Annotated in this window: 18 protein-coding genes and 1 pseudogene; 10 read left to right on the top strand and 9 right to left on the bottom strand. The window is 45.9% G+C overall.

The window, feature by feature from the left end:
* The first annotated feature begins 16 nt into the window (after nucleotides 1–16).
* Nucleotides 17–769, top strand: a complete 753-nt coding sequence (kdsB, locus tag QVP94_RS17920; protein WP_005855678.1) for a 3-deoxy-manno-octulosonate cytidylyltransferase — start codon at nucleotides 17–19, stop codon at nucleotides 767–769.
* A 16-nt stretch (nucleotides 770–785) separates the two neighbouring features.
* On the opposite strand, the gene QVP94_RS17915 is transcribed toward kdsB, so the two are convergent.
* From QVP94_RS17915 to pyrG, 3 genes are all read right to left on the bottom strand, one after another.
* The gene (locus QVP94_RS17915) at nucleotides 786–2,510 is read right to left on the bottom strand and encodes a DUF6057 family protein (RefSeq protein WP_011966040.1); all 1,725 of its coding nucleotides are present in this window, start codon (nucleotides 2,508–2,510) and stop codon (nucleotides 786–788) included.
* Between the two features lie 248 nt (nucleotides 2,511–2,758).
* Nucleotides 2,759–4,660, bottom strand: coding sequence for a membrane protein insertase YidC (gene yidC, locus QVP94_RS17910; protein ID WP_022193145.1), 1,902 nt, complete (start codon nucleotides 4,658–4,660; stop codon nucleotides 2,759–2,761).
* A 10-nt stretch (nucleotides 4,661–4,670) separates the two neighbouring features.
* On the bottom strand, nucleotides 4,671–6,278 hold the full coding sequence (pyrG, locus tag QVP94_RS17905) for a CTP synthase (RefSeq protein WP_005865380.1): 1,608 nt from the start codon (nucleotides 6,276–6,278) through the stop codon (nucleotides 4,671–4,673).
* 417 nt (nucleotides 6,279–6,695) lie between these two features.
* Between pyrG and QVP94_RS17900 the strand changes: the two genes are divergently transcribed.
* From QVP94_RS17900 to galE, 9 genes are all read left to right on the top strand, one after another.
* Nucleotides 6,696–8,240 (top strand): DUF3078 domain-containing protein, encoded by a 1,545-nt coding sequence (locus QVP94_RS17900; protein ID WP_008778497.1) that lies wholly within the window; start codon nucleotides 6,696–6,698, stop codon nucleotides 8,238–8,240.
* Nucleotides 8,241–8,341: 101 nt separating this feature from the next.
* Nucleotides 8,342–8,758: a SoxR reducing system RseC family protein gene (locus QVP94_RS17895; RefSeq protein ID WP_022193143.1), complete on the top strand. Its 417-nt coding sequence runs from the start codon at nucleotides 8,342–8,344 to the stop codon at nucleotides 8,756–8,758.
* Between the two features lie 9 nt (nucleotides 8,759–8,767).
* Complete coding sequence (locus QVP94_RS17890) at nucleotides 8,768–9,700, top strand: Fe-S cluster domain-containing protein (protein ID WP_022193142.1); 933 nt, start codon at nucleotides 8,768–8,770, stop codon at nucleotides 9,698–9,700.
* An 11-nt stretch (nucleotides 9,701–9,711) separates the two neighbouring features.
* Complete coding sequence (rsxC, locus tag QVP94_RS17885) at nucleotides 9,712–11,043, top strand: electron transport complex subunit RsxC (protein WP_005855665.1); 1,332 nt, start codon at nucleotides 9,712–9,714, stop codon at nucleotides 11,041–11,043.
* Nucleotides 11,044–11,055: 12 nt separating this feature from the next.
* Nucleotides 11,056–12,024, top strand: a complete 969-nt coding sequence (locus tag QVP94_RS17880) for an RnfABCDGE type electron transport complex subunit D (RefSeq protein ID WP_005855664.1) — start codon at nucleotides 11,056–11,058, stop codon at nucleotides 12,022–12,024.
* A 2-nt stretch (nucleotides 12,025–12,026) separates the two neighbouring features.
* The gene (locus QVP94_RS17875) at nucleotides 12,027–12,641 is read left to right on the top strand and encodes an RnfABCDGE type electron transport complex subunit G (protein ID WP_008771710.1); all 615 of its coding nucleotides are present in this window, start codon (nucleotides 12,027–12,029) and stop codon (nucleotides 12,639–12,641) included.
* A 17-nt stretch (nucleotides 12,642–12,658) separates the two neighbouring features.
* Nucleotides 12,659–13,243 (top strand): RnfABCDGE type electron transport complex subunit E, encoded by a 585-nt coding sequence (locus tag QVP94_RS17870; protein WP_005855661.1) that lies wholly within the window; start codon nucleotides 12,659–12,661, stop codon nucleotides 13,241–13,243.
* Between the two features lie 12 nt (nucleotides 13,244–13,255).
* Nucleotides 13,256–13,828: an electron transport complex subunit RsxA gene (gene rsxA, locus QVP94_RS17865; RefSeq protein WP_005855659.1), complete on the top strand. Its 573-nt coding sequence runs from the start codon at nucleotides 13,256–13,258 to the stop codon at nucleotides 13,826–13,828.
* 25 nt (nucleotides 13,829–13,853) lie between these two features.
* Nucleotides 13,854–14,894: a UDP-glucose 4-epimerase GalE gene (galE, locus tag QVP94_RS17860; RefSeq protein WP_005855657.1), complete on the top strand. Its 1,041-nt coding sequence runs from the start codon at nucleotides 13,854–13,856 to the stop codon at nucleotides 14,892–14,894.
* A gap of 68 nt (nucleotides 14,895–14,962) precedes the next feature.
* On the opposite strand, the gene QVP94_RS17855 is transcribed toward galE, so the two are convergent.
* From QVP94_RS17855 to QVP94_RS17830, 6 genes and pseudogenes are all read right to left on the bottom strand, one after another.
* Entirely contained in the window at nucleotides 14,963–17,344 is a 2,382-nt protein-coding gene (locus QVP94_RS17855) for a hybrid sensor histidine kinase/response regulator (RefSeq protein ID WP_022193141.1), read from the bottom strand.
* 38 nt (nucleotides 17,345–17,382) lie between these two features.
* Nucleotides 17,383–18,014: pseudogene (locus QVP94_RS17850) on the bottom strand (HAD family hydrolase).
* A 122-nt stretch (nucleotides 18,015–18,136) separates the two neighbouring features.
* Nucleotides 18,137–19,384, bottom strand: a complete 1,248-nt coding sequence (locus QVP94_RS17845; RefSeq protein ID WP_005855651.1) for a DUF1015 domain-containing protein — start codon at nucleotides 19,382–19,384, stop codon at nucleotides 18,137–18,139.
* A gap of 71 nt (nucleotides 19,385–19,455) precedes the next feature.
* On the bottom strand, nucleotides 19,456–20,379 hold the full coding sequence (locus QVP94_RS17840) for an NAD(P)-dependent oxidoreductase (RefSeq protein WP_005855649.1): 924 nt from the start codon (nucleotides 20,377–20,379) through the stop codon (nucleotides 19,456–19,458).
* A 17-nt stretch (nucleotides 20,380–20,396) separates the two neighbouring features.
* Nucleotides 20,397–21,464 carry a 3-phosphoserine/phosphohydroxythreonine transaminase gene (serC, locus tag QVP94_RS17835; RefSeq protein WP_005855647.1) on the bottom strand — a complete coding sequence of 356 codons (1,068 nt, stop codon included), beginning with the start codon at nucleotides 21,462–21,464 and terminating at the stop codon, nucleotides 20,397–20,399.
* 132 nt (nucleotides 21,465–21,596) lie between these two features.
* Complete coding sequence (locus QVP94_RS17830) at nucleotides 21,597–22,868, bottom strand: replication-associated recombination protein A (RefSeq protein ID WP_005855645.1); 1,272 nt, start codon at nucleotides 22,866–22,868, stop codon at nucleotides 21,597–21,599.
* Between the last annotated feature and the right edge of the window lie 453 nt (nucleotides 22,869–23,321).

The following is a 23,321-nucleotide window of genomic DNA, read 5'->3' as shown; positions in this document are numbered from 1 at the left end:
AAAATGATATAGAATGATGAAGTTTATAGGAATTATTCCGGCGAGATACGCCTCTACCCGTTTTCCGGGGAAGCCATTAGCGGATATGAACGGAAAGCCCATGATACAACGTGTATATGAGCAAGTAAAGGATGTCTTAGACTCCGTTTGCGTAGCTACCGACGATATCCGGATAGAGAATGCGGTTAAAGCCTTCGGCGGCCAAGTCGTCATGACCTCCGATCAACATCGTAGCGGTACGGATCGTTGCTACGAGGCTTATCAGAAAATAGGCGAAGGGTATGATGTGATTGTCAATATCCAAGGTGACGAGCCTTTTATCCATCCCGAGCAAATCCAGACGATCAAAACCTGCTTCGCCGACGCAAACACGCAAATAGCGACATTGGTAAAGCCTTTCCGTTCGGACGATGATTTCGAGAGTTCCCTATTCAATCCCAATTCCCCGAAAGTCGTACTCAACAAAAACAACGAGGCTATGTATTTCAGTCGATCTATTATTCCTTATATCCGGGGCAAGAAATATACGGAATGGTTGCCGAGTCATACCTTTTACAAACATATCGGGTTATATGCCTATCGTGCGCAAGTGCTGAAAGAAATCACCCAATTACCTCAATCCGCTTTAGAACTGGCGGAAAGCCTTGAGCAATTACGCTGGTTGGAAAACGGATATAAAATCAAGGTCGGCATCACAGAGCAAGAAACGATCGGTATAGATACACCGGAGGACATGGAGAAAGCCTTAGCCTTCCTTGCGAACCGCTGATCACTTACACTATTATTCAATGAATATAGTCAGAGTAGTACCAATAGGTGGAGGAATAACGTTCTCGTAATTCCTCCTTTGCTTTTCTACCCGATTTACAATGGATGTAATCTTGGTAATTCTCGATAACATCTTGAGGTATCTGATAACCGGCCACCTCCTCGTCCGAGCTTTTAGATAAGACTTGTACCAAAGCCTCCTCGTACAAACGGGGTACAACCTCAAATTTTCCTTTATAATAAGTATCGAACGTATTCTTAAAACTATTCAAATTCTCGTTCAGTAAATAATAGCACAACAAATAATCCAATGCCTGTTTATTTTCCGGATATTCCGCCACCAAACTTGACAGTACGCCCGGATAATCGGATATGGACATTAGTATGTCGTGCTCTCGCTCCCAATCACTTTTCCTCGGCAAACGTTTCTCCATCGACAAGGTCTCCTCACCCTTCAACTGTTCCTCCTTCGACCTTGCCCATGAGTGATAAAATAACGTCGCGTCCAATAGGTTCAGGTATTTTCTAGCCTCCTCAATATCCCCTCGCCGCATATCAATCTCCACCAGCCGCTTGATCTGCCGTACGCTTCTTTGTTTAGGGCTGAACAAGATTCCTTCGATCGCCCGGTGACGGGCCATATCCATATCTCCCAATTGATAATACACCTCATTACTGAAAAACACGGGAAGTATAGAAGACCTCAAATCGATCGGCAAGAACAAGGCATCCGCCCCTCGTTGATAATGATCCATCAAATTCTGGGGCAACTCGTTCTTCTTGGAGAAAGCGATATTCCTATAATAACTTACCAAGATATCGGGAGAATCAAATCCGGCAGACAAATCCAAGACTCGCTCCCAATCACCCCTATAGATCGCTTGGTCTACTGCCAGAACCTTTTCCCGCTTCCGGTTCGTACCCGCTATAACAAATGAAAAGAATCCAAATACGACTAAAAAGGTTATAAGCAAGCTATGCCGGTTCAGACGTATCCTACGTATACCTTTAATCTCCAAAGCGAATATCTCTAGAATCAACGCTAAAGCGGGGAAATATACGCTCAAGCCATCCACATGGGAATATTTATAGGCCTCCTCAATGCTCAATCCATAAAAATGACGCATGAACAACGGATATAAATAACTCGATAACAAAAGAGAAAGCCAGAACCACCACCGTTTCCTATTCTTGGCTCCCTCATAGAATATCACCATCAAGGAGAAGACAAACAGCCGGCTACCGACCATGCTATAAATTATGGGAAGAAGTATAAAAGCCACCCAAACGGACGTTCTCTTATTCTTAATCCGGATGTATCCCAAGAAGAGCCATAGCACGAAAATCAACGTAAGCGTAGACGCTATACTATACGACAACCGGCAAATCAATCCCCACTCTAACGCTACCGGAAACAACGCATATATGGAGACCATATTACCATTCCCGAACTTGCGTAAAACCCGCATAGAGTAGTACCATAAGAGCAACAACACGCACGTCACGATTAACGGGCCTATCACAGTCAAATGGAAGAACTGTATCAAGAAATTCCCCACATAACAGCTCAACCAAGCCGGCTCATCCCAGAACGAAATAAAATAATCGGTGGTATACAAAAAAATCCTCATCTGCTCTTTGAAGAACAAATGGTTTGGGTAAATCCATTGAAAGAAAGCAAAGCATACTACGAAGAATATTCCCGCTATTACCCATTGAAGCGATCGTTCATTTTTTGTCATTGACAAAATCTCTTATTTATAACCTCCCTATTTCCTCAATATAGAAAAAATCAATTTCCTCATCAATCTTTTGAATACAAAACAATGCAAACAAACAAAAAGTTTTGAATAAATACAAATAAACAAATAGAATCATGATCAAGACGTCTTGTTTTTCAAGTAGACGAGCCAAGATATACAAAAAAGTCCCTTTATCTACCAATAAGCAGATAAAGGGACCTTTTTCAAGGACAACAATTACTATTATCCTATCGTTTTTTCTTAGCCTCTTGTTGTTTACGCAACGTCTCCTGCTGTGCTCGTTGAGCCTCTTCCAGACGTTTCATGAAACCGGATTTCTTCATCGGTTTCCGTTTGTTTGCCTCCAACTTAGCTAACAATTTATCCTCATTGATCGTATAGCGGAAGATCAATGTCTGCACGATTGTGATCAACGTAGAGATGAAATAGTAATACGTCAAACCGGAAGCATACTGGTTGAAGAACACCAAGAACATCAACGGCATCATGTACATCATGGCCTTCATGCCCGGCATCTGTTGCTGCCCGGTATTCGTCATCTCCATATTATACTTGGTATAAAAAATATTCGTGATCGTCATCAACAAACAGAACAAACTGATGTGATTTCCGAAATACGGAGTGATGATCGGAATATATTTATTCCAACTAAAGATAGCGTCGTAAGTAGACAAGTCGTGCGCCCAAAGGAAACTCTGGTGACGTAACTCGATCGCCGACGGGAAGAACATGAATAAAGCGATTAAGATCGGCATCTGCAACAACATCGGCAAGCAACCGCTCATCGGGCTCGCCCCCGCACGGCTATATAGCTCCATCGTCGCTTTCTGCCGTTCCATAGCCTTATCCTGTCCGGGATACTTAGCGTTGATCTCCTCCACTTGCGGACGCAATACACGCATCTTGGCGGACGACATATAAGATTTATACGTCAACGGGAAAAGGATGATCTTCACGATGATAGTCATCAAAAGAATCAAGATACCATAATTATGGATAAACTTACCCAAGAAGTCGAACAAAGGGATCACGAAATATTGATTCACCCAACGGAAAATACCCCAACCTAGCGGAACCAACTTCTCCAGATCCAGTTGCTGCTCGGCAACGACACCTTTATCGAAGGACTTCAACAAGGCGAACTTATTCGGTCCGAAATACAAGGACAGGTTCGTGGCCTCCTTACCTTGCAAGTCGAAAGGTACAGAAGTGGTCGTCTTGAATTGTTTCAATACATCCCCCTCCGGAATCGCTTTCGAGTCTAAGGTAGTAGCCTCAAAGCCCTCTTGCGAGATCAATACGGTAGAGAAGAACATATCCTTATAACCGATCCATTTCAAGCGGTTCGGGATCTGCTTGCTGTCACTCTTCGACTCGCTCAGGTGTTCCACGTCGTCCGCCATGAACTTGTAGTTCAAGGTCACGTAGCGATCCTCAAACTTACGTCCTTTTTCCTGTTGGCGGATATCCTGCTCCCACAATAAATCCAAGGCATTCGTGCTCGGTGCCAAGACACCGTTCAATCCCGTACCCAGAATCTGGTATTGCACCATATAATCATCCGGTTTCAAGGTATAGGTAAAATCCAGATGACTACCCTCGCCGGTGTTCAAACGCATGATCACAGAATTCGGATCATTACCTTTAACCGGGGTAAAATACAAATCGCCCGTATTCACGACACGGTTCGTAGCCGTGACCAACGTAAAATTAAAATTAGACTCTTTCTCGTCGAACAAAACGAGAGGCTCGTCATTATACGTATCATACTCCTTCAAGCGTGCGTAACAAATACGTCCGCCCTTATTGCTGATACGAAGCTCAACCAAGTCATTTTGCAGGGTCGTGTAATCTTCCGTACCCACCATAGCTTCGCCGAATACGCCGAAGCTCTGCTGCAAACGTTGCGCCCTTACCGAGTCCGGCACGTTCTCCAACGAATCCTCCACTAAAGCACTTTTGTTCTCTTGTTTCTGCAATTCCAGTTGCTGGGCATACTCAATCTTCGCGATTGAATCTTGGTAACGACGTTGCGCCTCCAACTGCTCAGGCGTTGGCCGGTTGAACCAGCTAAACGCAAATAATACGACACCGATCAGCAGAAAACCTATTAATGTGTTTTTATCCATTTATCACCAATTATTTTTTATTTTCGATAGCAGCTTTCACGAAGCTGAGGAAAAGAGGATTCGGATTCACCACGGTACTGTTGTACTCCGGATGATATTGAACGCCCACGAACCATTTCAAGGCGGGGATCTCTACCACCTCTACCAGATTTGTCTCCGGATTCTCACCCGTACACATCATACCGGCGGCCTCATATTGCTTCTTATACTCGTTGTTGAACTCGAAACGATGGCGATGACGCTCTTGGATATGCTCCTTGCCGTATGCCTCCAATACCTTGGAGCCCTCTTTCAGCGTACAGTCGTAAGCACCCAAACGCATGGAACCTCCCATATTGGTAACGTTCTTCTGCTCCTCCATCAAGTCGATCACCTTATGTGCCGTATTCGGCTCCATCTCCGTAGAGTTGGCATCCGCCAAACCTAATACGTCACGGGCAAACTCGATCACCATGCACTGCATACCCAAGCAGATGCCCAAGCAAGGGACATCATGCTCACGAGCGTATTTGATAGCGGCAAACTTGCCCTCGATACCTCTCTGCCCGAATCCGGGGGCGATCAAGATACCATCCATATCCTTCAATTGCTCGGCGGCGTTCTCGTTATTTAATTTCTCCGAATGGAACAAATGCAAATCCAGTTTATGATGATTGTAAATAGCGGCTTGCAACAAAGACTCGTCGATCGACTTATAAGCGTCTTGCAATTCCACGTATTTACCAACCAAACCGATCTTCACCGTATCCGTAGCCGTGCTCTTCAAGGCAAGGAATTCCTTCCAAGGCTTCAACTCCGGAGTCGGGCCGACTTCCATACCGACCTTACGCAAGACCACCTCGTCCATCTTCTGGCGTTGCAATACCAAAGGAACCTCGTAGATCGTCGGTACGTCGATCGACTGGATCACGGAATCCTCGGCCACGTTACAGAACAACGCCACCTTACGTAACAAGTTCGCATTCAGCTCATGCTCCGTACGTAAAACCAACACGTCCGGCTGGATGCCTAACTCCTGCAATTGCTTCACGGAATGTTGCGTAGGCTTCGTCTTATACTCTTTCGCCGCCGCGATATAAGGCACATAAGTAAGATGTACGCAAAGGCAGTTCTTACCCAGCTCCCATTTCAACTGGCGAACGCTCTCTATGAAAGGCAGAGACTCGATATCACCCACCGTACCACCGATCTCGGTGATCACGAAGTCAAATTTATACTTGCTACCCAATAATTTCACATTACGCTTGATCTCATCCGTGATATGAGGTACCACCTGCACCGTCTTACCCAGATAATCCCCCTTACGCTCCTTGTTGATCACGCTTTGATAGATACGTCCGGTAGTGATATTATTCGCACGGGTAGTCTGGACATTCAAGAAACGCTCGTAATGGCCCAAGTCCAAGTCAGCCTCATGTCCATCAACGGTCACGTAACATTCCCCATGCTCATAAGGGTTCAACGTACCCGGATCGATGTTGATGTAAGGATCAAATTTTTGGATAGTAACCTTGTAACCTCTTGCTTGAAGGAGCTTACCTAAAGAAGCGGAAATAATTCCCTTACCTAAGGAAGAGACCACGCCGCCTGTAACGAAAATGTACTTTGTATCTGCCACGATAGTAATATTTTAGTTATCTTTTTAATTGCACACCTGCATTTCGAAACCGCAAAGTTAGCGATTTTCATCGAGACATGCCAAATTTAATGTTTTTATTTCTCGCTGAATATCTCCAGAACTGACCCGTGCTTCGGCAGGACTCTTCCGATTCCCGACCCGAAGCACGGCACTAAAGACAGTACTTCTCATGGAATTACTTCGGTACTCCGCAGGAAGTACTGAAGTACTTTGACCGAAGTATTCCAGTACTTCCTGCGGAGTACTGAGGCAAGTCCGTATAAGCCTCGCTAGACACACCTGCTTTGCCTCAGTGATCGTAACTTTTACCCAGATAAATATCAAATCGTATGTTGTATATCATTCTTTTTAGCTAATTTTGCGACCACTACAACTAATAGATGTAAATAAGGTATTATGATGATGAAGAGGCATGGTGTGTATGCGCTATTATTACTTTCACTAATTGGGAGCTCGGCATACAGCCAAGAGAACCAACTAGTTACCGGAACGATAGTTCAACGTCCCGCACAGCAAGTCGTATCGGATGATACGATTCCTGCGATCAATCTTGGCGAAGAGGAATTAGACAACATCGTAGACATTCGTAAACAATTCGAGAAACAAAACAAGACTTACTCGGCGCCCTTGGCCCCAAGCACGAATTTACTGCGTTTCTTGAAAAAAGACGAACTGGAGATCTCGGACGAGGCGATGTATTGGGCCCGTCTGGTACGAGACGCCTCCACGGCTTTCGATAATACGATGACCTTCCGAGACACCGTGATCGTAAACCCTTTATTCATGCCGATCGTTTTCCGGGGAGATTATCTACCCAAAAACTTGATATTCTACAACTTCGATTCATTGAAGGAGAGGACTCCCTATGATAACTTATACCGGACAGACTCCATCTTCAAAGATCTGGAGCGAAACAAACAGTTCGAGGAGATGGCTTACAAATATGTGCAGAACAATTACCCGACTTATTTCCGCTACTCCGAGAGGGATCTGCCCAATGAGGTGATCAAACCTAAATTCATCAAGAAGAATATTTATGAGGACTTGCCGATCAAGGTGGAGGCTGATGCCAATTTTGAGGACGTAGACGCTCCCGCTCGCTTTATCCCGGAGCGGAGATACTGGATATCGGCCTTTGAGAGCGCCGTCCAATTCTCCCAGAACTACGTTTCGGAGAACTGGTACAAGGGTGGAAGTAGTAACTTGAACCTGTTCACCAAGAACAATTTAAAATACGACTATAAGAAAGATAAGGTACAAGTAACGAACGAACTGGAATTCAAAGCCAGCGTATATACGGCACCGAAGGATACCTTAAGGAACTATAAGATCGGTGACGACGTATTCCGTATACACAGCAACGTCGGCTACCAAGCGTTCAACAAATGGTACTATACGTTCGACGCTGAGTTCAAGACCCAGTTCTTCACCAACTATCAAGAGAACGAGCACATCAAGCAGGCCGCGTTCCTTGCCCCGTTCTCTATCAACTTCGGTCTCGGTATGAAATACGAGCTGGAAAAACAATTTACCGACAAGCATAAGAAGATTAAATTCAGCACCAACTTGGCGCCGATCTCCTATACATATATGTATACGACACAAGAGATCGATTATAGCCGTCACGGTTTCAAGAAAAACGAGGAAACCGGTGAGTTCAATAATAAGCTAAGCCAAATAGGTTCCACGATCCGTGCAGACCTCGCCTTCGATTTCAACCGTAACGTAAGCTGGCAATCCCGTCTTTATTTCTTTACCACTTATGGTGATCATACCATCGGGGAGTTCGAGAACACCTTGGTTCTGGCCATCAGCCGCTTTTTCTCCACACGTATCTATTTTCACCTTAGATACGATGATGGAGTGGAAAAAACAGAGGATAACAAGAGTTATTTCCAGCTTAATGAGTTGTTAAGTTTCGGTTTTAATTACAAATGGTAAGCTAGGATTTAAGATTTCGAATAATAAACTTTGTTAATCGTGACATAGTTTCTAAATTATACTTACTTTTGCCTTGATTTTGCAATGTCGAGATTACAAATATGAGCGAAAGTATAAATCATACAGGATTTGTAGAGAAGATCGATGGTGACACCGTCTTCGTCCGCATTACCCAACAATCCGCATGCTCGGGATGCCACGCACAGTCTATGTGCTCGGCATCCGAGAAAAAGGATAAGATCATTGAGGTACCCGATCGGTCGGGACGGTTTCGCGTTAACGAGGAAGTGATAATATGCGGACAAAATTCCATGGGGCTTCAGGCCGTATTGCTAGCATTTGTCATTCCTTTGGTGATAGTCGTGGGGGCCATCGTGATCGGTACGAATCTACAATGGGACGAGACCACGAGCGGGTTAACCGGTTTATCGCTTTTGCTGCCTTATTACTGTATACTATACTTAATGCGTGACAAGCTAAAAAGACGATTTATATTTACTTTGAAAAAACTTAATTGATAATATATCATGATTTTAATTGCCGTTATTTCATTAGGAGCAATCGGGGCGGTCGGAGCGGTTTTCCTCTACGCTGCTTCCAAGAAATTTGAAGTCTATGAAGATCCTCGCATCGCTCAAGTACAGGAAGTCCTCCCCGGAGCGAACTGTGGAGGTTGCGGTTATCCGGGTTGCGCCGGATTTGCGGGTGCTTGCGTAAAAGCTGACTCATTAGACGGATTGCTCTGCCCCGTTGGTGGTGGCCCGGTCATGGCCAAGGTCGCTACGATACTGGGTAAAGAGGCGGGTACAGCCGAACCCATGGTAGCCGTTGTCCGTTGCAACGGAACTTGTCAGGCCCGCCCACGTACAAACTCTTATGATGGAACGAAAAGTTGCGCCATCGCCTCTACCCTTTACGGAGGCGAGACGAATTGTTCTTTCGGTTGCCTTGGTTATGGCGACTGCGTGAACGCCTGCGCTTTCGACGCTATCCACATCAACCCGGCTACGGGAATCGCCGAGGTAGACGAGGAAAAATGTACTTCCTGTGGTGCTTGTGTGAAGGCTTGCCCGAAGAATATCATCGAGCTAAGAAAGAAAGGACCTAAATCACGCCGGATTTACGTTTCTTGCGTAAATAAGGACAAGGGAGCCGCCGCTCGCAAGGCTTGTGCCAACGCTTGTATCGGCTGTGGCAAATGTGCCAAGGAATGTCCGTTCGAGGCGATCACCGTAACAAATAACGTAGCTTATATCGATTATACGAAGTGTCGTTTATGCCGCAAATGCGTGGCTGTATGTCCGACAGGAGCTATTCATGAGCTGAATTTCCCTCCTCGCAAGGAAGCCGCTCCCGCTCCGAAAGCGGAGACCGTGAAACCGGTGCCGAAGGCAGAGGCTACCGTGAAACCGGAAGCCACACCGAAAGCTACAAGTGAAGAAAAAACAAATCTAAATTAAAATCTAATAGTATGCTAAGGACATTTCGAATCGGAGGTATACATCCCCCCGAGAATAAACTGTCTGCCGGTAAGAAAATTACGGCTCTCGCTACGCCTAAACAGGTGATTATCCCCCTCAGCCAGCATATCGGCGCCCCGGCGCAGGCCGTGGTGAAGAAAGGGGATCTGGTAAAGGTGGGTACATTGCTAGCCAAGGCGGGTGGTTTCGTATCAGCGAACATCCACTCTTCCGTATCCGGCAAAGTGAACAAGATAGATAACGCTCTCGACGCTAGCGGATACAAACGTCCCGCTATCTATATAGATGTGGAAGGTGATGAATGGGAAGAGACGATCGACCGCAGCGAGACCTTAGTGAAGGAGTGCACGCTGTCTTCCAAGGAAATCGTGGATAAGATCGCCGCTTCCGGTATCGTCGGTCTGGGTGGAGCGACTTTCCCTACGCAGGTGAAATTGATGCCGCCTCCCGGAAACAAGGCAGAGATCGTAATCATCAACGCCGTGGAGTGTGAGCCTTATCTTACTTCCGACCATTCGTTGATGCTGGAGAAAGGCGAGCAAATCCTAGTCGGTGTCACGATCCTAATGAAAGCGGTCAACGTGAACAAGGCCGTGATCGGTATCGAGAATAACAAGCCGGACGCTATCGCCCATCTGCAAAAGTTGGCGGTAAATTATAAAGGTATAGAGATCATGCCGCTTAAGGTACAATATCCGCAAGGAGGCGAGAAACAATTGATCGACGCCGTTATTCGCCGTCAGGTAAAAAGTGGTGCGCTTCCTATCTCGGCGGGTGCCGTGGTACAGAACGTAGGAACTGCTTATGCCGTTTACGAGGCGGTACAAAAGAATAAACCGTTGTTCGAGCGTGTGGTGACGATCACGGGTAAGGCGGTAGCTAATCCTTCCAATTTCTTGGTTCGTATGGGAACACCGATCAGTTGCTTGATCGAGGCCGCAGGTGGCCTGCCCGAGAATACGGGTAAGATTATCGGTGGCGGACCGATGATGGGTAAAGCGTTGATCAGCGCCGAGGTGCCGGTTTGCAAAGGAAGCTCCGGTGTTTTATTACTGACAACGGAGGAATCTGTCCGCAAGCCGATCCGGGATTGCATCCGTTGCGCCAAATGCGTAGGTGTCTGCCCGATGGGATTGAACCCTACCCTATTGATGAACGCCACGGAATTCCAGAATTGGGAATTGGCGGAGAAGAACTATATCACCGACTGTATCGAGTGCGGGTCGTGTAGTTATACCTGTCCGGCCAACCGTCCGTTGCTGGATCAGATCCGGTTGGGTAAAGGAAAAGTTATGGGTATTATCCGGTCTAGAAAGTCATAAAACAAGAGCAACATGGAAAATAATTTATACGTATCGCCCTCGCCCCACATCCATGGAGGCGACAGCATAAGCAAAAATATGTATGGTGTACTGATTGCCCTTATCCCGGCTTTCTTGGTATCCCTTTATTTCTTCGGTCTGGGAGCGTTGATCGTTACGGTCGTATCGGTTCTGGCCTGTATGATATTCGAGTATTTGATCCAGCGATTCCTGATGAAAAAGGAACCGACCCTTTGCGATGGCTCCGCTATCCTGACGGGCGTATTGCTGGCCTTCAACCTACCTTCCAACCTTCCGGTCTGGATCATTATCATCGGAGCGTTGGCGGCGATCGGCATCGGCAAGATGTCTTTCGGTGGATTAGGTAATAATATTTTCAATCCGGCGTTGGTCGGACGTGTATTCTTATTGATCTCCTTCCCGGCGCAGATGACGACTTGGCCGGTGGTAGATGCCTTGAACGTTTTCCCGATGACTTATACGGACGCCCAGACCGGCGCGACGGTACTGTCGTTGATGAACGAGGGCGTGACCGAGCTTCCGTCTTACGGGAATATGCTTGTAGGGGCTATGGGAGGTAGTCTCGGTGAAGTGAGCGCCGTGGCCTTGATCCTCGGTCTTTTATTCATGCTATGGAAAAAGATCATCACTTGGCAGATCCCGGTATCCATCTTGGCTACCGTATTCGTATTCACGGGCATCATGCACTTGGTGAATCCGGTACAATACGCCAGCCCGTTCGTTCATTTATTATCCGGTGGTTTGTTATTAGGCTCCATCTTTATGGCGACCGACTACGTAACCTCGCCGATGAGCAAGAACGGAATGCTTGTCTACGGCGTGGGAATCGGAATCCTTACCACGGTGATCCGTTTGTTCGGGTCTTACCCGGAAGGTATGTCGTTCGCTATCCTGATCATGAACGCATTTACTCCGCTAATCAACAGCTATATCAAACCTAAACATTTCGGAGGAAAGTAAGCATGGCAAAATTAAAATCAACATTACCCAATATGCTCCTTTCACTAACAGGCATTTGCTTGGTAGCAGGGGCGATCCTAGCCGGAGTGAACCAGTTTACCGCCGGCCCTATAGCGGTAGCCAAAGCGACCGCCTTGGAGGAAGCGATTAAAGCCGTTGCTCCCGAGTTCGACAACAAACCGACTGAGGACGTCTATATGGCCGTCTCCTCCGATGGTGATTCCCTCAAGATTTATCCTGCCAAGAAAGGCGGACAAGTCGTTGGCGGAGCTGTAGAGAGTAATACGAAAAAAGGCTTTAGCGGTGAGATACGGGTTATCGTAGGTTTCGATATGGATGGCAAGATCTTGAACTATTCCGTATTGCAACACGCCGAGACTCCGGGCTTGGGAGCCAAGATGCAAGAATGGTTCCGTGCGGACAAGAACAAGCAAAGTGTCTTGGGACGTACGATTCCGGACGGAGGCTTAAAAGTAACAAAAGATGGTGGCGATGTGGACGCTATCACGGCAGCGACAATCTCCAGCCGTGCGTTCCTCGATGCCGTGAACCGTGCGTATAGCGCATTCGCTGGCGTAGACGGACTAACGGGTGCCACTTCAACTGATAACAAATAAAAAGGGAGGACAGAACAATGAGTAATCTAAAAATATTGATGAATGGTATCATCACGGAGAACCCGACATTTGTATTACTGTTAGGTATGTGTCCTACCTTGGGAACGACCTCTTCGGCCATCAACGGCATGAGTATGGGATTGGCTACGATGTTCGTATTGATTTGCTCGAATATCGTGATTTCCGCCTTGAAAAACGTAATCCCCGACTTGGTGCGTATCCCGGGATATATCGTTGTGATCGCGACGTTCGTGACCGTAGTGCAGATGTGCATGGAAGCGTTCGTCCCGGCTTTATACGCTAGCTTGGGATTATTTATCCCGTTGATCGTGGTAAACTGTATCGTACTAGGACGTGCCGAGGCTTTCGCTGCGAAGAACGGCGTAGTCCCATCCGCTTTCGACGGAATCGGTATCGGACTGGGCTTTACGATGGCTCTTACGCTGCTGGGCGCTTGCCGTGAGTTCTTGGGAACCGGTAAGTTATTCAACGTAACCTTGATGCCCGAGGAATATGGTTCGCTGATCTTCGTATTGGCTCCGGGAGCGTTTATCGCCTTGGGTTATCTGGTAGCAATAGTAAACAAACTGCGTAAAGCATAATAAACGGATCATATGGAATATATATTGATATTTATCGCCGCCGTATTCGTTAATAACGTTGTACTGGCACAGTTCTTGGGAATTTGTCCGTTCTTGGGGGTATCTAAGAAAGTGGAGACTGCCGCAGGCATGGGAGCCGCCGTTACGTTCGTGCTTACGATCGCCACGATTGTTACATTCCTCGTGCAAAAATACATATTGGACGCTTTCGGATTAGGGTTCATGCAGACGATCAGTTTCATCTTGATCATCGCCGCCTTGGTTCAGATGGTGGAAATCATATTGAAGAAGGTCTCTCCCGCCCTTTACCAGGCGTTGGGCGTATTCCTTCCGTTGATCACCACGAACTGCTGTATCTTGGGTGTGGCGATCCTTGTAATCCAAAAAGAGTATAATTTATTAGAATCTGTGGTATATGCTATCTCGACCGCTATTGGATTTGCGCTAGCTTTGATTATCTTCGCGGGTATTCGGGAGCAACTAGCCATGACGCATGTTCCGGAAGGCATGAAAGGCACTCCTATCGCCTTGATAACGGCCGGTTTGCTAGCTATGGCTTTTATGGGATTCTCGGGTATCGTATAACAAACTTATCTAAATGAACACTAGAATGAAAAAGAAGATTTTAGTAGCGGGCGGAACCGGTTATATCGGCTCACACACCACAGTAGAATTGCAGAACGCCGGATATGAGGTAGTCATTATCGACGATTTGTCAAACTCGAATATCGAGGTGCTCGATGGTATCGAGAAAATCACGGGCATCCGTCCGGAGTTTATCCAATTGGATCTAAAGGATAAGGAAGGTACTCGCAAGGCATTGGAAGCTCATCCGGGCATCAAAGGCATTATCTTGTTCGCCGCTAGCAAGGCGGTAGGAGAATCCGTACAGCAGCCTTTGAAGTATTATCGCAATAATATTGTCACTTTGGTGAACTTGTTGGAGATGATGCCTGAATTCAATATCGAAGGTATCGTATTCTCTTCCTCTTGTACGGTATACGGACAACCGGATCCGGAGAACTTGCCGGTAACCGAGAATGCCCCGATCAAACCCGCTATGTCTCCTTATGGAAACACGAAGCAGATCAACGAGGAGATTATCCGGGATACGATCCATGCGGGAGCGCCTTTCAAGAGTATCATCTTGCGCTACTTCAACCCGATAGGCGCTCACCCAAGCGCAGAGATCGGCGAGTTGCCAAATGGTGTTCCCCAGAACTTGATCCCGTACTTGACACAGACGGCTATGGGTATCCGCAAGGAATTAAGCGTATTCGGCGATGATTATGATACGGCAGACGGCTCTTGCATCCGTGACTATATCAATGTCGTAGACTTGGCGAAAGCGCATGTAATCGCTATGGACCGTATGCTTGAGAATAAGTCTGATGAGCATATCGAGATATTCAACCTAGGTACCGGCAATGGTGTTTCTGTCCTTGAACTGATCAATACCTTCGAGCAGACAACAGGCGTTAAGGTTCCGCACAAGATCGTGGGCCGTCGTGAAGGTGATATCGAGAAGGTATGGGCCAATCCGGAGCACGCGAATAAGGTATTAGGCTGGACCGCCAAGGAGACTTTAGCCGACACCCTGCAATCCGCATGGAACTGGCAGAAACGTTTGAGAGAACGTGGCATCCAGTAAATAACACAAAAAAGAGGCCGTATCTGATAGCGCTTAGCTAAGATATGGCCTTTTTTATATCCTTATATCTACAAGTATTTCTCTAAGATCTCAAGAACTTTCCCGAAATCGATCGGCTTAGCGATATGCTCATTCATTCCGGATTCTTTACACAACTTGATGTCTTCCGCAAATGCGTTCGCAGACATGGCTATTATCGGCATGGACTTGATATCCGGACGTTCTAATGCCCGAATATGGCGAGTAGAGTCGTACCCGTTCATGACCGGCATCTGGATATCCATAAATACCAAGTCATAATATCCCGGACTAGAGTTTTTTACCATATTCACCGCGACAAGGCCATTTTCCGCCTCCTCTACCACCGCACCGGTCTCTTCTAGTAACACAGTCGCTATTTCCCTATTCAAGCTATTATCTTCCACCAGCAAGATCCGCTTACCCTCAAAGTTACCGAAAGGATATTGAGGCTTCTCCGTCTCTTCCTCTTTTTCCTCTTGCTTGATAGCGAAACTTTTCATCAAATAAAATAACTTGGATTTCATCAACGGCTTACTTATGAATCCATCGACACCGGCTCGTTGGGCTATCTCCTCAAAATGCGGACAATCATAAGCGGAAAGAATAATGATCGGAATATCCCGGCCAACGACTTTTCGGATACGGGTAGCGGTCTCGATTCCATCCATTCCCGGCATTTTCAGATCAAGGATAACGGCAAAATAGTCATCATTAAGATGATGTGCCCTCTCTACTTTCCCGATAGCCTCCTCACCAGAAATGGCATATTCACCTTTCATACCGATCTCGTTAATCCTCATACATGCGTTCTCGCAACACACGATATCATCGTCTACCACGAGAACCGGTAAATCCCTTAAATGATCATCCTCAAAACACCCTTGATCCTGCAATTTCAACTGCATCGTAAATGTAAAAACAGAACCTTTGCCATATTCACTCTCCACCAGAATCTCACCATTCATCATATGAGCGATATTACGGCTTATCGCCATGCCTAAGCCGGTTCCTTGTATATTCCGCAAGGTTGCGTCTTCCGCACGTTCAAATGGTTCGAAAACCTTGTGTAAGAAATCCGGCTTTATCCCGATACCATTGTCTATAACCGTAACCTCAAATAAACCATAATTACCATTTTTAATTGGCTTTTCCCGTATCTCAAGTGTTATTTTCCCATAGTCCGGCGTATACTTTATGGCGTTTGACAGCAAATTCAACAATACTTGCTGAATCCGTTGCACATCGCCAATCAGCTTTTCATGTTTGATTTGAAACAAGTGAACCCGGAAATCCTGAAACTTCTGACTGACCGAAGTCTGAACCATAGTAATTACGCTTTGCAATAACTCGCCCATATCGAACTCCTCGTCTGTCAGCAAAATATGTCCGCTCTCTACCTTAGACATATCCAAGACCTCATTGATCAAGTTCAATAACAATTTGGAAGAAACCATAATCTTCTTCAAGCAATCCACTATACGCTCCCGATCGTCGATATGCATACTGGCGATAGTGGTCATACCGATAATGGCATTCATCGGAGTACGTATATCATGGCTCATACGGGATAAGAAATCCGATTTAGCCTGATTTGCCGATTTAGCCACTTGTAGGGCATCTTGAAGTAATTGCCTTTGCCGCTCTTCCTCACGAACCTCCATAATATCGGTCCGGGTCAAAAGAAGTATATTCCTCTCCTTATCGAAAAAGCTAAAACGCAACTTCTTATCCCTAAAAACGCCATTCTCCATCACCTGACAGAACAAGACATACTCACGGGAATTTTGTAAGATAGATAAGACATGATCTAGGGAAAGATTTCGGGTTAACTCATCTCGCTGATCCTCCGGCACATATTTGTGGTGGAACTCGGCTACCTCTTTTTCATAGTCATTACTCGCTATCGGGGGGACCGGCGTCCCACTTTCACGATTGGAAGTATACATGACATAGCTATTCGTATTTGCCTCTATATAAACGACATAATCATACTCAGTCTGAACGGCAGCCTCTACGATCTGTGCCTTGCGACAATGATTCACATAGCGGCTGAAAAGAATGACACGATCCGGAATTCCACTCTTATCTTTCAAGATACGAATAAAAGCCTCATGCCACTCAAAACCCAACAAATCATTACAGAAACGCATGTCGAACTTCTTATTTGCTACGCCGCTAGCCGCCATTTGCCGCAATGAATTCAAGGATAAGATCTCCTCCCATTTCCCTAAATCCGCAGGATATACATATTCTTGAATGTAAGTCTGGCAAAGTTCTGTATAATCCAAACATTCTCCTTCCCTTTCGGGAGTCATCGAATCTTTGACTATCTCAACCTTTTCATTACCTAATGTGACGATCCAAAGCGTATCGACTAGCTCGTTTACACCACAGAGTAGTTCTTCCAAATTTAAAGTAGTATTTGTCATTTTCAATGATATAGATTTAATTAAGAGGAATAGAGATCCTATGATTTTGAGAGTATTTCATCGAGCCTCCCTCTCCAATCCTCTCCATTCAAAGGCTGATAGGTATGGAACCCCAGTTCCTGCCCCACTACGATATTATTCTTACCATCATCTACAAATAATGTTTCCTCTGGTCTGATTCCTGAATCCAAGACCATGCGATCAAAAATTTCACGATCTGGCTTAGTGACACCGATTTCATAAGAGAGATACAATTTATCGAAATAATCATTTAATGGACGGCCCGCCGGCGTAAACTCTTTTGTCTGTGCCCATTCAAGCTGTATGATCGGATTTGTATTGCTCAATAAATAGACTTGATATTTCTCACGGAGTTTTAATATGTAGTCCAATTTATATTGGGGAACGCCACCAATGAAGCCAAACCAAGCCCAACAAATATCCTCATAAGAAAGGTCTTTACCCGTATGCTTCCGTAAATAGCGACAAAACTCCTCTACTCCGATCTTTCCGGTCTCCAGATCTTGAAAAACCCCTTTTTGTTCGTAAGGATCTATCAATCCATCGGCATCTTTGACCCCAATCTCTATTAAACGACGAACAGGTTCATCCCGGTCCAAATCTATGATAACGCCCCCAGATCGAATACTATATTTTTTATTTTACCCATTGCGATACTATTTAAGTCCTAAAGATACAATTTATTCCGTATATCTAGGTTACAAGGATAAAAAAGGGTATAATCTTCAACGATTATACCCCAATCCAAAGCTATATTTATGTATATAAGACTTAATCCAATTTATGGATCACCAAACCGGAGCGAAGCTTCGGTTCGAACCACGTCGTCTTCGGCGGCATAATATTACCCGTATCGGCGATATCCATCAATTGCTTCATCGTAACGGGATACAAAGCCAAGGCAACCTTCATCTCACCGCTATCCACACGGCGTTTCAATTCACCCAGGCCACGGATACCTCCCACGAAATCGATTCGCTTGTCCGAACGTAAATCCTTAATGCCTAAAATCTCATCCAGAATCAAGTTCGAAGAGATCGTGACATCCAATACGCCTATCGGGTCATTGTCATCGTACGTACCGGGCTTAGCGGTCAAAGAATACCATTTCCCTCCTAAATACAGGGAGAAATTGTGCAAGGCACCCGGTTTGTAAATAGCAGAGCCCTTCTCCTCTACCACGAAGTTTTTCGTTAATCTCTCAACGAATTGTTCCTCGGTCAAGCCGTTCAAGTCTTTTACCACACGGTTGTAATCGATAATGGTCAATTGGTTGGCCGGGAAGCAAACAGCCATGAAATAGTTATACTCCTCGTCTCCCTTATGATCCGGGTTTTGCTTGGCCTTCTCCGCTCCTACCAAAGCAGCGGCGGCGGAACGATGATGTCCGTCGGCAATATACAACGCAGGCATCTCCCCGAATAACTCCGTGATGCGGGCGATGTCCTTATCCTCATCGATAATCCAGAACGTATGGCCGAAACCGTCTAATTTCGCCACGAAATTATATTCAGGCTCACGAGCCGTATATTTCATTACGATAGCGTCTAACTCTGAGTTGTCGGGATAAGCGAAGAATACCGGCTCGATATTAGCGTTGTTGACACGTACGTGCTTCATGCGATCCTCCTCCTTGTCACGGCGGGTCAGCTCATGTTTCTTGATCGTGCCATTCATATAATCGGGAACATAAGCCCCGACTACCAACCCATATTGAGTCTTGCCATTCATGGTTTGGGCATAAACATAATAGCATTCTTTCTGATCCTGAACCAACCAACCTTTTTCCTGAAAATTATTGAAATTGGCGGCGGCCTTCAGGTAAACAGCCGGATCATGCTCATCCGTCCCTTCTGGGAAATCGATTTCCGGTTTAATGATATGGTAAAGGGATTTCTCGTTTCCTTCCGCTTCCGCACGAGCTTCTTGCGAGTTCAATACGTCATAGGGGCGGGAAGCCACCTCCTCTATAAATTCTTTTGGTGGACGAACTCCCTTGAAAGGTTTTATTTTTGCCATGGTAATTAAATCTAATTGGTTTATGTATCAATGTAGAGACGGGGCGTACCCGTCTCTACAACCGGATATTCTCATTTATTAACCCGATACTTTTCATTGCCATTCACCAAGAAATCAACGATCTGCTTGGCGGCGGCGATACCAGCGTTGATATTAGCCTCGGCGGTCTGGGCACCCATCTTTTTCGGGGTGCTGAAATAACGACCGGCATATTTTTCGGCCAATTCCGCATGGATAGCGGGCATAATATCTGTCAAGTACTTGAAATCCGGACGCTCTTCCAACATCTTAGCGAGGCCAGCCTCATCCATCACCTCCTTACGAGCCGTATTCACTACGATAGCTCCCTTCGGCATGGAATTCATCAACTCGAAATTGATAGAACCCTTCGTCTCGGCCGTAGCCGGGATATGCAAGGAAACGATCTGGCAAGCCTTGAACAAGTCCGCCGTAGAAGCTACAGCCTTCACACCATCGGCCTCAATCACGGAAGCCGGACAGAACGCGTCATAAGCGTAAACCTCCATACCGAAGCCTTTAGCGATACGAGCCACGTTACGGCCCACGTTTCCATAAGCCAAGATACCCAATTTCTTTCCTTTCAACTCTGTTCCGGAAGTTCCGTTATAGAAATTACGAACCCCGTACACCAACATACCGAATACCAATTCGGCGACAGCGTTAGAGTTTTGTCCCGGCGTATTCATCACGCATACCTTATGGGCAGTAGCCGCATCCAAGTCCACGTTATCATACCCCGCACCGGCACGAACCACGATCTTCAGGTTCTTAGCGGCATCCAATACCTCAGCGTCCACCTTATCGCTACGGATAATCACGGCATCGGCATCCTTAACCGCATCCAGCAATTGCGCCTTCTCTGTATATTTCTCCAAAAGAGCCAGTTCCATACCAGCGCCTTCCACTACCTCCCGGATACCTTTCACAGCGACAGCGGCGAAAGGTTTCTCTGTAGCAACTAATATCTTTGCCATGTCTGAATCCTCCTTGATTAATGTTGTTTCTCGAACTCTTTCATGCAAGCTACCAAAGCCTCCACGCTGCTCTTCGGCATCGCGTTATAAAGAGAGGCACGGAAACCACCTACAGAACGGTGTCCCTTGATACCTACCATACCAGCGGCAGTAGCATATTTACTGAACTCGTCCTCCAACTCCTTATACTCATCATTCATCACGAAACAAACATTCATGATCGAACGATCTTCCTCCGCTACCGTACCACGGAACAACTTATTACGATCGATCTCATCGTATAAGATCGCCGCATTCTCAAGATCCTTCTTCTCCATAGCGGCGATACCACCTTGTTCCTTATACCATTTCAAGGTCTGTAAAGCCGCGTAAATAGGCAATACAGGAGGTGTATTGAACATGGAATCCTTTTTAATATGGGTAGCGTAGTTCAACATGGTCGGGATCGGACGGTCTACATGTCCTAAAGCGTCCACACGAACGATAGCCAAAGTCACGCCGGCAGGAGCCAAGTTCTTTTGAGCACCCGCATAGATAATATCATATTTGGAAATATCGATCGGACGAGAGAAAATATCGGAAGACATATCGCAAACCAAACGTTGCTTCACATCTGGATCTTTACGCATCTCTGTTCCGTAAATCGTATTATTAGAAGTAAAATGGAAATAATCCGAGTCATCAGCGATCGCATAACCCTTCGGGATGTAAGTATAGTTCTTGTCTTTGGAAGAAGCGACAACATCTACCTCCCCAAACAACTTAGCTTCCTTGATAGCGTTCGAAGCCCATGTGCCGGTATCCAAATAAGAGGCTTTCTTATTCAACAGATTGTAAGGAACCATACAGAACTGCATGCTGGCGCCACCGCCCATGAATACAACCTCATAGCCTGCCGGAACATCCAGTAATTCCTTGATCAACGCACGTGCCTCGTCGTTTACGGCTACAAACTCCTTACTTCTATGAGAGATCTCAAGAAGTGATAACCCCATACCCGCAAAATTTTCTACCGCAGCGGCTGTATTCTTAATTGTATACTCGCTCAAGATAGAAGGACCTGCATAAAAATTGTGCTTCTTCATACCAATGTCTTTTTAGAATGTTATTATAAATAAAGTAACTATTTTTTCAAAAACAGGCGGCTAATGTAACTATTTTTTCTCATTTGCCGACACTTTTCGAGCATTTTTTAATTTACAATCAGAATATGTCAATTAAAAACGATCTCCCCAAAGGCGCCTCATTTGCTCAATTAGTTTGTGCTCGGCCGGATTTTCCTGTCCTTTCCACAAACGTTCGCCCAAAATTTCCTTCGGAAGATACTCCTGCTTTACAAAATGATTTTCGTAGTCGTGCGCATATTTATATTCCTTGCCATACTCCAATTCAGCCATTAATTTGGTAGGCGCGTTGCGTAGATGAAGCGGTACGGGTAAATTCCCAGTCCGGTTAACAAGTGCCAAAGCGTCGTTGATCGCCATATAGGCCGAATTACTTTTCGGGCTGCAAGCCAGATAAACGGTCGTCTCGGCCAGAATGATCCGGCCCTCCGGCCAGCCGATCTTCTTCAAGGCATCGAAACATGCGTTCGCCAGCAAAAGCGCATTCGGATTCGCCAATCCGATATCCTCAGAAGCGGAGATCACCAACCGCCGTGCGATAAACTCAGGGTCTTCTCCCCCGGCCACCATACGGGCGAGCCAGTAAATGGCGCCATCGGGATCGCTACCCCGGATCGACTTGATAAAAGCGGAGATTATATCGTAATGCATCTCCCCTCCCTTATCATACGCCGCAGGGTTCTCCTGCAACCTCTCCACTACCTTCTCATCCAGAATCTCAATATTGTCACTCTCCTCGGCAGACACCACCAGTTCCAGAATATTCAGCAACTTCCGGGCATCTCCTCCCGAGTAACGTAACATGGCATCCGTTTCCGTCAGCCTTATGTTTTTATCCTTCAGAACGACATCCTCGGCGATCGCCTTATGCAATAGCGTAAGCAAGTCATTCTTGTCCAGCGATTTCAACACGTACACCTGACAACGGGATAACAAAGGACGGATTACCTCGAACGAGGGATTCTCCGTGGTTGCCCCAATCAGCGTCACCACGCCCGTCTCCACGGCGTTCAGCAATGAGTCTTGCTGCGACTTACTGAACCGGTGTATCTCATCAATAAACAATATCGGCGATACCGTATTGAAGAAGCGGTTGCTCTTGGCCTTCTCTATCACCTCCCGCACGTCCTTCACTCCCGAACTGATCGCGCTTAACGTATAAAAAGGCGCATCCAACTTATTCGCTATGATCTGCGCTAAGGTAGTCTTCCCGACTCCCGGCGGCCCCCACAATATAAAAGAGGGAACCCGTCCCGCATCAATCATCTTCCTCAACACGGCTCCCTGGCCTACCAGGTGCTTCTGTCCAATATAATCATCCAACGTCTTCGGACGTAATCTCTCTGCTAATGGTTGACTCATCATGGAAGCAAAAGTCGGATATTTTATTTACTTTTCAAAGGATAAGTCAAGAAATTTATCGTATAAAAAGAATGTTAAACAACAGGAAATAGTGACATAATGAAAGAACAATCACTACAAATACACTTTTACCCATATAATATACTAACATTATGACAATGAAAATTTAACATTCCCTTAATTCCCTATCCTTTCTATCCCATACTTTTAGCGATATCTTCTTAACACATTATACCTTCTTTCTTGAAGCATTAAATATCTATCAACTGGTGCATGATCGTCCAACAGTTGGTGCATGATCATGCAACGTCTGTTAGATGATCATGCACCAATTGTTAGATGATCTATATTTCCATATAAAACCAATAAGCCTTCCAAGGAAATGGGATAAGGGAAGCTATCAAAACATGTAAGATATATAACAAAAAAAGATGCCCCTCCATAATCGGAGAGGCA

Origin of the sequence: Parabacteroides sp. CAG:2 (assembly GCF_000436315.1) — a bacterium.
In the GTDB taxonomy this organism is placed as follows: domain Bacteria; phylum Bacteroidota; class Bacteroidia; order Bacteroidales; family Tannerellaceae; genus Parabacteroides; species Parabacteroides distasonis.
This window is presented reverse-complemented; position numbering and strand designations above follow the sequence as displayed.